At 33.2% G+C, this 13678-nt stretch carries 13 protein-coding genes; 6 read left to right on the top strand and 7 right to left on the bottom strand.

All coding sequences use genetic code 11. The features are described 5' to 3' along the window. The first annotated feature begins 116 nt into the window (after window positions 1-116). Window positions 117-1088 (top strand): tRNA dihydrouridine synthase, encoded by a 972-nt coding sequence (locus tag CDIMF43_RS03330; RefSeq protein ID WP_109841176.1) that lies wholly within the window; start codon window positions 117-119, stop codon window positions 1086-1088. 171 nt (window positions 1089-1259) lie between these two features. On the opposite strand, the gene CDIMF43_RS13870 is transcribed toward CDIMF43_RS03330, so the two are convergent. The 4 genes from CDIMF43_RS13870 to CDIMF43_RS03315 all read right to left on the bottom strand — a co-directional run bounded on the left by CDIMF43_RS13870 (window position 1260) and on the right by CDIMF43_RS03315 (window position 5294). Next, window positions 1260-1388 (bottom strand): hypothetical protein, encoded by a 129-nt coding sequence (locus tag CDIMF43_RS13870; protein WP_034572051.1) that lies wholly within the window; start codon window positions 1386-1388, stop codon window positions 1260-1262. Window positions 1389-1529: 141 nt separating this feature from the next. Continuing rightward, on the bottom strand, window positions 1530-2855 hold the full coding sequence (locus CDIMF43_RS03325) for a family 4 glycosyl hydrolase (protein WP_109841175.1): 1326 nt from the start codon (window positions 2853-2855) through the stop codon (window positions 1530-1532). Window positions 2856-2891: 36 nt separating this feature from the next. Beyond that, window positions 2892-4445, bottom strand: a complete 1554-nt coding sequence (locus tag CDIMF43_RS03320; RefSeq protein WP_074402191.1) for a PTS transporter subunit EIIC — start codon at window positions 4443-4445, stop codon at window positions 2892-2894. A 48-nt stretch (window positions 4446-4493) separates the two neighbouring features. After that, complete coding sequence (locus CDIMF43_RS03315; RefSeq protein ID WP_074402190.1) at window positions 4494-5294, bottom strand: carbohydrate deacetylase; 801 nt, start codon at window positions 5292-5294, stop codon at window positions 4494-4496. Window positions 5295-5451: 157 nt separating this feature from the next. Here CDIMF43_RS03315 and CDIMF43_RS03310 point away from each other — a divergent pair, with 157 nt between their 5' ends. Beyond that, entirely contained in the window at window positions 5452-6180 is a 729-nt protein-coding gene (locus CDIMF43_RS03310) for a MurR/RpiR family transcriptional regulator (protein WP_074402189.1), read from the top strand. 259 nt (window positions 6181-6439) lie between these two features. On the opposite strand, the gene CDIMF43_RS03305 is transcribed toward CDIMF43_RS03310, so the two are convergent. Next, on the bottom strand, window positions 6440-7699 hold the full coding sequence (locus CDIMF43_RS03305) for a glycoside hydrolase family 16 protein (RefSeq protein WP_233218285.1): 1260 nt from the start codon (window positions 7697-7699) through the stop codon (window positions 6440-6442). 1035 nt (window positions 7700-8734) lie between these two features. Between CDIMF43_RS03305 and CDIMF43_RS03300 the strand changes: the two genes are divergently transcribed. The 4 genes from CDIMF43_RS03300 (at window position 8735) to CDIMF43_RS03285 (ending at window position 10951) form a co-directional block, all read left to right on the top strand. After that, on the top strand, window positions 8735-9139 hold the full coding sequence (locus CDIMF43_RS03300; RefSeq protein WP_233218284.1) for a hypothetical protein: 405 nt from the start codon (window positions 8735-8737) through the stop codon (window positions 9137-9139). Between the two features lie 164 nt (window positions 9140-9303). Continuing rightward, a complete protein-coding gene (locus CDIMF43_RS03295; RefSeq protein ID WP_233218283.1) occupies window positions 9304-10353 on the top strand; it encodes a hypothetical protein in 1050 nt (349 codons plus the stop codon). Between the two features lie 13 nt (window positions 10354-10366). After that, a complete protein-coding gene (locus CDIMF43_RS03290; protein ID WP_109841171.1) occupies window positions 10367-10675 on the top strand; it encodes a hypothetical protein in 309 nt (102 codons plus the stop codon). 12 nt (window positions 10676-10687) lie between these two features. Continuing rightward, window positions 10688-10951 carry a hypothetical protein gene (locus tag CDIMF43_RS03285; RefSeq protein ID WP_109841170.1) on the top strand — a complete coding sequence of 88 codons (264 nt, stop codon included), beginning with the start codon at window positions 10688-10690 and terminating at the stop codon, window positions 10949-10951. Window positions 10952-11097: 146 nt separating this feature from the next. On the opposite strand, the gene CDIMF43_RS13945 is transcribed toward CDIMF43_RS03285, so the two are convergent. Both CDIMF43_RS13945 and CDIMF43_RS03275 read right to left on the bottom strand, forming a co-directional pair. Further along, the gene (locus CDIMF43_RS13945) at window positions 11098-11244 is read right to left on the bottom strand and encodes an IS3 family transposase (RefSeq protein ID WP_414734971.1); all 147 of its coding nucleotides are present in this window, start codon (window positions 11242-11244) and stop codon (window positions 11098-11100) included. A gap of 194 nt (window positions 11245-11438) precedes the next feature. After that, a complete protein-coding gene (locus CDIMF43_RS03275) occupies window positions 11439-13325 on the bottom strand; it encodes an ATP-binding protein (RefSeq protein WP_233218282.1) in 1887 nt (628 codons plus the stop codon). Window positions 13326-13678 lie beyond the last annotated feature (353 nt).

Here is a 13678-nt window from a genome sequence, read left to right as displayed (position 1 = left end):
ACCAATCACTCCATGAGGATTGGCAAATCTTTCCTTTGATTCTTTCGCCTATTCTTAGTATAATAATTGTGCCTTTTGGAAAAGTAATTGCGCGAAATAGAATGGAGTTTAGCTATATGACAACTAATTTTTGGGCAGATTTACCAACGCCCTTTTTTATTTTAGCACCAATGGAGGATGTGACGGATGTCGTCTTTCGCCATGTGATTAAAGAAGCCGGCTCGCCTGACGTCTTTTTTACGGAATTCACAAACTCGGATAGCTATTGCCATCCAGACGGAATCGAAAGCGTACGTGGCCGTTTAGTTTTCACCGAAGACGAGCACCCGATTGTCGCTCATATATGGGGAGATAAACCAGAATTTTTTAGAGAAATGAGTATTGGATTAGCCGAAATGGGCTTTAAAGGCGTTGATATTAACATGGGCTGCCCGGTTCCAAATGTCGCTGGTCGCGGAAAAGGCAGTGGCCTAATTTTACGCCCAGATGTAGCTGCAGAGTTGATTGAAGCTGCCAAAGCAGGTGGCTTACCCGTTAGCGTCAAAACACGTATCGGATACAAGGAAATGGCTGAAATGGAAGACTGGGTTACTCACTTGCTGAAACAAGACATTGCCAACTTGTCTGTTCACTTACGAACACGAGAAGAAATGAGTAAGGTGGATGCCCACTGGGAGATTATTCCTCAAATTATGGCGATTCGTGATCGCATCGCACCTGACACGCTTATCACAATCAACGGCGATATTCCTGACCGTAAAACGGGTTTGATGCTTGCTGAAAAATATGGAGTGGACGGGATTATGATTGGTCGAGGGATCTTTAAAAATCCTTACGCCTTTGAAAAAGAACCTCAAGAGCATTCTTCAAAAGAGCTACTTGGTTTACTACAATTACAACTAGATTTACAAGATCACTATTCAGAGCTAGCTCCACGCTCCATCGTAGGCTTGCATCGTTTCTTTAAAATTTATGTAAAAGGCTTTCCTGGCGCTAGTGATTTACGTGTTAAGTTAATGACGACCAAATCGACAAATGAAGTTCGTCAGATTTTGACTGATTTTAACAAGAACGATTCTTTGATTTAATGGGTGTTACATTTTGAACACTTTCCAGAAATGGGAGGTGTTTTTTGTTTTAAGGATGATTTGCGAAAAAGCTTTCTACTATGTAGTCATTATCCTAGATAAAAAATGGTAAAAAAAAGACTCTCCATTTTTGGAAAGTGTTTTTAAATCGCCCTGTTCTCATTTAAATAATTATTTATTATAAATTTTCGGACCTTTTCGCATGTTTTTACGGTCATTTTTTGGTGCTGTTACTTGGTTTGATCTGCCACCAGATTGTTTATTTTTAATAATTTCTAACATTTTTTCTTTTGCGTTCATTTCTTCTACCACCTTTAATACTATTATCACTTGCTCACTCTCTTATGTCAATCTAGTATTGGTGATTCACGTAATAAAAAGACGCTTCGTAATAAATTAGTGCGAAGCGTCTGGAAATATTTATTTCTATTTTCATCTAATTTACGTCAAATCAGGCCATAATCCTTTATTTGCTTTATATAACTCATCTAATACTTTTTTTCCAACTGTATAATTTGGAATGGTTCTATTAAGCATCACTGCTTCTAACGCTGTTTGATATGAACCAGATAACGCTGCATCTACTGTCATCTTTTCGTAAGCTTTCTGCATTTCCATAAGTCCTTTTTGCATAACAGGAATTTCACCAATATTAATGGTTTCAGCACCCATAGATCCAATATATGCTGGAGTTTCAACAACCGCTTCTGAATCGAAATTGGAAATAGCACCATGATTTTTTTGATTTACCGTAAAGCGTTCTCTTGTATTATGAATAATAGCATAGGCTATATCCACGATGTAATTCCCATGAACTCCAGCATGTAGTGATGAATCCTTTGCTGTTCCCGCCATGATAACTCGACGACATTCGTCATAAATTCGTTTTTCACGTCCGTTCATTACAAAATCACCACGAGTAAAATCAGGATTATCATGAGCCAGCATCTCATCTGGTGTTAAATAATATTGTAAATAACAATTTGGAAAATATTCTGGAAACCGTTTAAACAAACTAATCATTTGCTTGTAAGTATCAATCCAATATTGATCTCCTTCTGTCTCATCATTTGACATTAAGAGTGTCTCAATTTCCCCAGACAAAACATCATCCCTTAGCTTAGGTAGCAAATCGTTTCCATTCTCATCGACAACGTTAGTCCACCAGCCAAAATGATTCAAGCCAAAGTATTTAAACGTTAGGTCACGAAGGTTCTTGTTAAAATATTTTGCGATAGCTCCTTCAATTGAGATGGGCATATCACAAATACATAATACATTTGCATCTGGAAACTCACGATAGATGGCTTCTGACAAGATAGCTTCTGGGTTTGTATAATTCAAAATCCAAGCTTTTGGACAAATTTCTTTAACTTTACGAATAATTTCCAAAACAGCTGGTATCACTCGCATGGCAAAAGAAAAGCCTCCTAGCCCACATGTTTCCTGGCCAACTACTCCGTTACGTAAACATATTTTTTCATCAATTGCTCGTTGTTTATTAAGACCAGGACGAATCTGCATAAATAAGAAGTCTGCTCCTTGCAAAGCTTCATCAATGTTTGTGGTGAAGGATACATTGACCTTCGAACCTGTTTCATCGTAATACATTTTTGTGTACTGACCTAATAAGGACACTCGTTCTTCATCAATATCATACAAAACTAAATCACTTAAATTTAATTCTTCTGAACGTTTACGCAATACTTCTAAAATTCCTGGTGACTGAGTTGAGCCGCCACCTATCATTACAAATTTATTTCCCATGATTTGACTCCTCCAAAATTAATTTAATATTTTTATTTAAACTCGAGTAGCTTTTAAGTGTTCCATATAAGCTTCTACCTTTTCTCTTTCTTCTTCTACACCAACACCAATAATAATTTGAATATGTTTCCCTTTATCTACTATGCCCGACGCTTGAACTTCTTCTTTCAAAATGTTCATGTTAATTTTTGTTTCATCTTTAACATCTACACGAAGTCGTGTATAACAATTAATGATACTTTCAATATTATCTACCCCGCCCAAACCAGCTACGATATTTTTAATCTGTGATGGGAATTCTGAATCTCCAGCTACTATTTCATTATCTGTTTCAAGAGAGCCATTCTCTTCTCGTCCTAAAGTTTGAATATTTAATTTTACAATCAATGTTTTGAACACAAAATATTCCATTGCTGCCGTTACTAAAAATACAATTGGTATTAAATACTGATGTCCTAATCGAATCGGAAAAGCAAAACTATTAATAATCATATTGATTCCCGTATCAAATTGAATATTGATACCCACCATATTCGTAATAAACATACTTAAACCATACACAATCGCATGTGCAAACCACAATAGCGGAGATAAAAACAAGAATAAAAACTCTAATGGTTCAGTAACCCCCGCTAAAAAAGCTGTGGTGACAGTTGGAATCAAGATTGCAGCAACTTTTTTTCGATTTTCTGGTCTAGCTGTTTTCCACAATGCAAATGCAATACCGATTGGCAGTGAAATCGAACCAAAATTAGCCAAATAACCAATTGACGGATGCATTGTAGTAATTTGACTTGCGTTGCCAAGTTCCGCTAACCAAATATTAAATGCACCATCGTATGCTTGTCCTGCAATTTCGGCTGTTCCTCCTAGTGGTGTGTAAAAAATTGGCATCCATAAAAAATGATGCAATCCTAATGGGAGTAATAAGCGATTTAAGAATCCATAAAAGAAAAATCCGACAGATCCAGATGTAGTAGTAGTTTTTACAATCGTTTCAACAGCATTATTGATAACTGGCCACACATAAGTGATGCCAATCGCAAAGAGAATTGTAACAAAAAGAATTAAAATATAGACTGTTTTAGTGCCTGAATAGGGCGAAAGATATTTATGAAGCTTGATATCGCCAAATTTATTTACCATAAATCCTACCAATACTCCTAGACTAATCCCAAGAAAAACACCCATATCCGTTACTTGAATTCCAAAAACAAGCCCTTGTCCCGTTCCATATAAACCTTGTGCACCTGCTTTTGCTAACTGATTAGTTAACGTAAGCCAAGCGTTATTTGCATATAAAAAGGCTAAATAAGTAATAATTCCAAGAATAGCCGCATCTGTTTTATACTTTGGTTTTGCTAAAGCAGTAGCAATACCTACACAAAAAATTGCACTCAGTTGACCGATCATCCCTCCGGATAATATATTAAAAATGAAATCACCTATATCTTTTGAAACTGTAGGCATCATTTCTAGTTTCAAAATAGCACAGACCGACAGAATAATCCCTGTCACAGCCATGAACATAACGGGTTGAATAATTGCTTTGGAAAAAATACTCGCCGATTTCATAAACTTTTCTCTCATCTCTTACTACTCCTCCGTTTAATTATTTTCAATCTATACGAATGATGCTTACTGATTTACACTAGGAATATCTCCGTAATGACACAGTTCAATCTGCTGATTTTCTAGTAATAGTTTTAATTCTGGGTCACATAAAATAGCTACCTCTTTTATTCGTTGAATATTAAAAGATGAATTAAAATACAAACTTTCATCAATAAATGCTGGGTGAACCATTAATTCTGTAATCTGACCTCCTTCTACTTTATCAAATACCGTTTGAAGTTCTTCAAAACATTCTTTTTTTCGTGATTCAAAGGCAACATTCAAATCACGAATTTCTTTATGATTCATTAAATCAAAGAAACCTGTGATCCCTTTTTGATAAGATAGATGACTATTTTCTTCAAGACTATAAGCATTTCTAAAGCATAATTGATATTTTTCAGAAATATTTTTTGTAATTTCATAGTTTTCTTTAAACGTATGAACGTGATGGTGACTGTCTAGGTGGGTCAACACCATCCCCTGATTAAGCAGATAGTCTATTTGGGAACACCATTCATTAAAAATCTCAGTGTCATTCATATCTTTTCTATATAACTGATACTCCTTCAAACTGAAAAATTCCCCACTGGGTTTTACAATTGTTGATCCCTCAGTAATTGGACTTCCACATGTCAGAACTAAATGACAGCCTACTCCCAATCCAGTATTATTTTTAGCTAAACGAATGGCTTCATCTCGCCCTCCCATATTAGCCATCAATGTAGTGGATGTTAAAACTCCTTTTTTAAAGGATTCTATAATCCCTAAATTGACAGCTGTCGAATAACCAAAATCATCAGCATTAATAATTACTTTTTTCATAATTACCTCCCTCTCCTCAACGAAATTACTTTCATATAATGATATTTACTTTCTATCTATATGTAGTATAATTTATAAAGATAGCGCATACAATGCTTTCGGAATAGGATGGTTTCTCTTTCTCCATCTGAAACTACTTTCAACTGGAGGGGTCTACTTGACAAAAATTTACTACTTTAGTCGTCTTTTTCCTAATAACACTCTCAGAGACGATGATGAAAAAATAATAGAAAATATTATTGGACGAATTAAAGAAAAATCTAGTACCTGCATAAAGACGATTGCCAAAGTGAACTTTACGTCCCAGTCTTCCATCAGTCGCTTAGCCAAGCGCGCTGGATTTAACAACTATAAAGAATTTATTTTCTTTTTAACTACTGAATTTTCACTTAAAAATAAAAACCAATTGGAAAATTTACCATTTGTACTTGCCGATCAAGACTGGGAGAAAATTAATGACTATTTTGAAAATGCACTTACTTCAAAAAAGATTTACTTATACGGCGAAGGATTTTGTCAATTTTTAGTCGATTACACCTACCGAAAATTACTTCTAAAAAAAATCTATGCAATTGATCTTGAAGGTGTAGAAATCAGCTTAATATCCGATGACAATCCACATACGTTAATTACTTTTTCTCAATCAGGAGAAAATAAGCAAGGATTAATTAAAATGAAAGAATGTAAAAATGATGGTGGTACGGTTATTGCAATTACTGCGACAGAAAACAGCAGCTATGTTGCAAAAAGTGACTTATCTTTTGTTGTAGAAAGAGGAAATACTGGACTCGATCATGAGAATCAACATCTAAATTATTTCTTTGGAAATGCACTAAATTTAATAGAATATCTCATAAATCAATATACAAAAAAACCAAATCATTAATAAAATAAATCGATAATGATTTGGTTTTTATTGTTACTATTTTCCAATTAAACTTATTAAATATCAATAAACTATTTTAAGACGTTTAGAGCGTATCAGGAATTTCTATACAGAAAAATACGTTCTATAAATAACGTCAAAAAAAGAAGGATATTTATAATGAAAATATCCTTCTTAAAATTGTTCTATTTATAAAATAATCATGTACTAATTTGTTAATACGTTCATTTTCCCTCAATTTTTTTAACATTCTTTAAGACTATTCATTTACAGTCCATTGGCTTCGCCAAGCTCCTTGCTGTATAGCACCTGCCTGTAAATACCCTAAATTGTCTTCTGTATGAATTACTTGATTTGGCTTCCAACGATTCACAAATCTAACATATCCGTCTACCGTCTCTTTCTTCCACTGCCCACTATATGCCGTATCTTGAATCTTACTATGTTCAACAAAACCTTTTTGGTGCTCAATATTTAAGGTTTCACCCGTTAGACTATTCTTTATTAAGAAGTACTCGCCTTTAGGCACCAATTCCCATTTTGACGAATCTGCGATAACATCAGACAACATTACCTTTTCAGTAGATACATCTAAATTAATATATTTACCTGTGTCTCTATTTCTTACTGTTTGATTAGGAATCTCATACCCACTATCTTTTTTATAAACCCTTACATAATCAATCGCCCATTCTTTAGGAAATACATCATCATGTTTACCAGATCCAGAATCTGTGTAAATATTTAAAATCATTCCCATTGGATAATCCGGTGCTTGATTAATTGTTCTAAATAGTTTTCCATCAAAGTAAAATTTTAGTGATCCTGGTTGCCAATCTAACCCATAAGTATGATACTCATTCGTTAAACTTTCTATCCCCACGGCTCCCGGAACAACGGCCTCATTTCCGCCTTTTATGGCCGTCGTACTGTCTGTCCATGAAGGAGAAAAGAACGGATCATTCCAGCCAAATGTACAGACTTGCCATAATCCTTTTTGCCAATTCGCCTCTGTAACACCTTTAGTTCCTACTGGTCTTTGAACTTTTTCACTGTAATCAAAAAATGTTTCTATAACATCAATTTCACCTGTTTCTTTTGAATTGAACCAATCATTAGTATCATTTTGCATGCCGACTAGCCACCAAGCTTGATGACCACCACCTAAAGACTTACTTAATTTGGCACGTATTTCAAAATATCCGTAAGTTGTTGCATACCCGCCTGTCTTCTCATCTCCAAGCATTAAATCCTCATCTGGGATAGGTGAAATTAATGTATTCGAATTGCTGAAATTATGAATCCAATTCTTATTAAATGATTGAATTGCGCTAGATTTTACGCCGCTTGTTCCATAACCATAATTATCTTTATCCAGTGTTGGTGCCCAAGCCTTCTGCTCTTTTTCAATAGATTCAACTAAAGCACCGTTTTCAAATCGATAATTAGCTTTAGCATCTTCTGGATTATCTGCCCAATGTTCTAAATAATGATCCGACCACTTCGTTTTATCCAGCATCGGCCCATTAAACTCATCATGAAAATCTAACGTATAACCCTCTTTTTCAAGATCAGTCTCTTCAGCCTGCGCTATCGTAGAAAAACCTAACAGTACAGATGAAACTAGTATACTAAAAAAAATCTTCTTCATTTTTTGCAACCCCTTTCATTCTAATAATTTAACTGTATCACGACAAAAATAAAAAAAATATATTCTCCACTAAAAAAGAGACTACTTTCAACTATTGAATCTAGTTGCATATTTTATGTATTCCAAAAAAAGATTCTGTTTAGTTAAAGTATACAAGCTTAAACTTATCCAGTTTTAACAAAAAAGACACTCTCCAAAAATTGGGAAAGTGTCTAAATACATTCGCTTAACACTTGACGACGAATCTTTGCGTAACAGTTATCAATAAATTTCTCTACTAGATAACCAAAATCATTTTCCCATCTACTATTTTTAGATTCTCCTGTAAGAAAATCATCTTTTATTTTTAATGGTACATCAGGATGATCGTTTAGTAATGCTTTTTGTTCTCGTACAAATAAATATTCTTGAATATAATCTTCTATTTTTCCAAAATCAAATCACCTAACTTTTTTCCATTGAATTCCGTTACTTTTTCAATAACTTCTAATGGATCCAGAGAATACTCCCTGACGTAAGAAGTAATGGTTGATTTAATTAATCCTAATCGATTTCATATTCACTAGAAGAAAAAACAACTCATCCTTCACTTCCCTAAAACGGCACCCAACTTGCTCTTTATATAGAATTTTTTAAAAATTTTGGCGTATATTTATAATAGCCCCTGTTGCATTTATTTTTTGATTACTTTCTTACAGGAGCAATCAACTCCTTGGATATAGTAAGACAATTAATAGAGAGCCCCTAGTTAGTAACCAAATCTATTCCATTAACTATTTAAAAAATACGAATTTTTCATTATTTCTCAAACTATCAGACAATAAAAAAACATGCGCTTTTTATTTATATGGTAAAATAAAAAATAGAGTAGCTTACTTAATGAGTAGTGAACTGAGATGAGGTGTGATTTTGCGAAAGAAAACATGGGTATTAGCAGGGATTCTTATATTTATTCTAATTGGAGGTGTTAGCTGGTTTATGTTTAATCAAAACGAGACGCAACGGAAAGAACAACAAATTGTGAAGATGGAAACAACAACGGCCAAACAAATTAAAAATACTTTTACGGATGTAACGGAAATTAAGTTTTCGGAAAGATATGGTGAAAATAGACTAACTGGCTATACATCAGTGGATGTGACTATAACAACTAGTTATGGGGTGACCTCATTACTTGATGTCAGTATGTCTTTGAATGATAAATCTAAAAAGTTAGAATCTTATGGAGTAGACCCTAATCTTTTAGAAGGCACGACAGAAAATAAAGTCAAAGTTATTTTTTCTAATAAGACAGAAAGGAGTCTATAATGGCAACAGAAAAAGAATTAAAAGATTTAAACAATAGGGTTTACCAGGTTGACCCTGATTATAAGGAAAGTGAAATTAAATATACAAATAAAGCTGATAATCAACTGAAGAGTAACGAGAGGAATATAGTCAAGGCAGGTAATCAAAAATTTAAGGTTCTTTCAGTGAAAAACGGTGATTATGGGTTTCAAGGAATGGCAGTGGCGCCGATAATAAATGGTGTACCTGATGTATCACACGTAACAGTTGTGGCAGCTGGAACATATCCTGACGATGGGATAGATTTTAAAGCTGCATTAAAAGGACTATCTCCAAACGGTTCACCTCAAGCAGATGTAGCTGTAGACTATGTTGGAGACCTTATTGATAAGAATCCTGACTGGACGATTACGCAGTTGTCTGGCTACTCTCAATCTGCGTACATATTGAAAGCTGGTGCTCATTTTAAAATACCAACAACAGTATTTAGTGGCTGGTTTCAATATCGTTCTTTAACAAAAGAAGAAGAAACCTTTATGAAAAATAATCCACATTTATTTTTGAATTACCGTCAAAAGAACGATGATGTCACTAAATGGAATGATTTTAATTCAAGTTGGGGAAACAGTGACGATTTTGGAACGATTTTGTGGATAGATGGCAGTAGCCATAAATTAGATAGTTGGGATTTTGATGAGAAAACCGGACAATTAAAAATTCCGAATAGTTCAGGTAACTCAGAAGGAGCCATGATACAAGCAAGTCATTATATTATGCGTGAATTTTCTGCCCACTTGACAGAACTAGACCAACTAAAGATAAAACTAACGGCAAATGGTGGCGGACTTTCGAAGAATGAACAGCTCTATTTAAATGACCAACAAGCACTGATAGCAGTAAATACAGGGCGTTTTGCCTATCAAAATGCAATGGCAAACGCAATAAGAGCGTATCAAAAAGGAATGACCGACGCAGAAGTTATCTGGCAAGAGACACTGAGAGAATCACGTAGACAAACAGAGTTATTGTCCGAAAACGAAATAAAAGATAGTCTAGCAGCTGTAGGAGCGACCCAGCAACGAATGGTGGATGAGCCAACAGAATATTTTCAAAAAAAAATCAATAAGACAAAAATGATAGATGAAAAATTTGAGAACTTATCTAAAGAAATAAAAAATAAAATTGATGAGCTCATTCAAAGAGATAAAGAATTAGCACAACAGTTAAGGTCATAAGGGGGATTAGAAAATGAAAGAAGAACAAATCCTTGCAGACTATCAACGAAAACGTCGTGAATTGGAAGCGGATGAAGATAGATTAAAAAATGCTCAACAAAAAGGAGAACAGTTGATACAAGAAACATTGTCTGATATCTACCGAACAGTTCAAGAATCTGCTGTAAACAGTGAACCTTTTGATAAGGCGAGACAGTCTATTACGCGCTTAGAGCATGACTACTATGAGGAAATAGCAAGAGCAAAAAAACAAATCTATCAACAACAAGAACAAGTTGAACGAAGGTATCGAAATGACCTTCAGAAAGTAAATAAAGAATAAGGAGTTGACAGATTGGAAGAATTCACAAAGAATTTATTAAAAGATTTGCAAAAGAATTTAGAAAAAATAAGTGTTCTAGCAATTGGAGGCGCAAAAATACAAAAGTCTTATACAAGTATACAGGACACCAAAAAACAAGGAGAGACAGCGATAGAGAGTGCGAAAAAGGCACTTGATTCTTCTTCAAAAACATTAGGAAGTTCAATTAAAGGACAGTTTGGAACGAAAATAACAAAAGTCTTTGAGAAGCAACAACAAACGTTAGACAACATCTAGCAGATAAAAATATCAGCGACCTATAATGATCATCTTAACTAGTACTTTACGGAGAGTTCATCAATATCAAAATAAATAGACAAAAAGAGTCCCTTCCATTTGGAACTAACCCCATTGAATGGAACACAATCAAAAAAAAGCGATTGTTATGCTATAAATTTCCGATATTCTATCGGTGATTTATAACCTAATTTTTGATGAATTCGAGTTTTATTATAGTATTTAATGTAATTATTACAGTCTGTATTACAATAAAAAAGACACCTTCCAAAAACTGGAAAGTGTCTTGAAATCTTTGATATACCAAAGATTAACGTTTTGAGAATTGTGAAGCTTTACGGGCTTTTTTAAGACCTGGTTTGATATAGAGCAAATCTAAATCAATTGATTTTGTTTATTTTTATTACTTTGTTTACTTACCCGATTGCTATAATTTGATTTTATTAATACTTATTTTAAATGCTTCGTCCCTGATTATCGACACAATTTATGCTTCAAGTAATGACACAATTTGCTCATGCCACATTATAATCTCATCTAGCAAGAATTTATGCCCTTGGAAGTCTTCTTCTGTTGTTGCCAATATATATTCAGTATTAAATTTATTTTTTACTCTACCCACTTTATCTTTTTTCTTTTTATCAGTAACATCATCCCAATCACATGTTCTGGATTCTGCTGAATTATGAATACTCTTAGCGATTGATTCTGGAATATCACATGTTCCCCATTCCTCTATGCTATTTAGCACTTGAGATTCATAAAATCTTTTTAAAGTATTCATAGGTATATAATTCTCAAATTCTCTCATTGTAGTTTCAAGTCCGATACAATTACCTCTAGTGTTAATAGTGTTAATACTATCTATATATTTATGTTCTCTTCGAGAACCAATATCACTATCATAAAGATGAAATTGAGCCAAGTTAAGCTTTCCTAAATAATCTTCATTAACCCAAAATTGTAAAGTACTTCCTCCCATAGGAATAAAAATAATCTGATCACTTTCCAAATCAATTATCTGTTTTAACATAGGTATGGCTCTATTTATATTTTTTAGAAATTCTATATCATTTTTTCCTTCAACACAAACAGCTAATTTTACTCTATTCGTATCAAACGGCTCAATACTTGGTAAAATTCCTAAATCCAATGAAATTTCTCTAAGAATATCACTATGTTCTGAAGCAGTAAAAATAACAGTTTCATTATCTTCGTTTTTAGTTATAAAACGCAAGTTATTAGTAGGAAGCATTTTTACTGTAGCAGGGCTATGAGTAGTTAATATCACCTGGTTAACCTCACTTTGAGCCAATTCTTTAAAAGCTTCAATTAACATTTTTTGATGTTCTGGATGTTGTGATGTTTCAGGTTCCTCAAATGCATATATTATTGTTGGTACTTTTCGTTCTGAACTTCGTCTTTCTGCTTCTGCTCGGAAAAAATTTAATAATATTAATCTTCTAACACCACTACCTCTTTTATTCAATGATATTCCTTGATCAGTATCAAGAGAAAACTTAAATACACTACTCCAGTTTGGTTTAGAAAATTCTGATATTAGTTCACTTGCAATTTCTGGATTCATTTCTGATATTTTTGAAACTGTTCTATCAGTTAATATTTTAGTTTTTGTCTGTATTTCATTAAATATTTCATTTAATCTTTCTTCCATTTCATCTTGTTTCAGTATTTCTTTTATAAGTAATTTTACTGGACTTTGTACCTCATCATCTTGATCTAAGTTTTTTCTATCTGATTGAAACAATTCATAAAGTGGCATGTATTGTTCTAAACTAGACCAAATTTGTTTAGCTCCCTGTACATCAATAGGAATTTCTTTTATTGTTAAATCTTCATTTTCTACACTGTTAAAAATTTTTTTCCTAATTAATGATGATTTTCTGTAATCCTCTACTTCCAAATTATGACTCTCTAATATTTCTTTTAAATCAGCAATCGATTTTAAATGAATATCTTGTAATTCAGAAGATACCGGATAATTAGCAACAATAAAAGTACCAGTTTTTTTACCATTTTTAAATTGTTTTTTTATTTCTAACATACTTTCATTATTTAATAAAAATTCTTCTTCCAAAGACGTTTCCACTGTACTATCAACTATAATTTTGGAAGGATAATTGTCAAAACATACTCCTATTGTAAAAACATCTGAATCTCCATAAATACAAGCATCGTCTTTTTCAATCTTTATAATGTTTTTTCCTTCATTAAAAAAAATATCCAATGCTTCAAGCACAGTTGATTTTCCTGCATCATTTCTACCAACAAAAGTTGTTAGAGTTTCAAAATCAATATCCACCCTATTTTTATAACCTCTAAAATTTTCAATATACACAGTTTTAATTCTCACTCTGAAACTCCTCCAATCTTTAGAATATATATACATCTTACCTTATTGTGAATTTTTTCTCAAGACAATAAAAAAACACCCTACAAATAAGAAGTGCTTTTAATATTGAGATATAATAGTTAATTACATAAATATAGTTTTTCTAAAGCATATAAATTACAAGCTATCAATTAATTTTAAATCTTCAATAGTCAATGTCGCATCTGACGGTAAAACAGTTTTCAAATTACTGGGTAATTCTACTCCCTTAGTCATTCTTTCCACAAAACTGTCAGCTAATACTACCAAGTCATTTTCAAGTTCATTACAAAATTCTAAGATTCCGTAAAGTTTACTCCATTCGTAAGCTTTTG

Origin of the sequence: Carnobacterium divergens (assembly GCF_900258435.1) — a bacterium.
In the GTDB taxonomy this organism is placed as follows: Bacteria; Bacillota; Bacilli; order Lactobacillales; family Carnobacteriaceae; genus Carnobacterium; species Carnobacterium divergens_A.
Note: the sequence above shows the minus strand (reverse complement) of the source record. Positions and strands in the feature narration are given on the sequence as shown.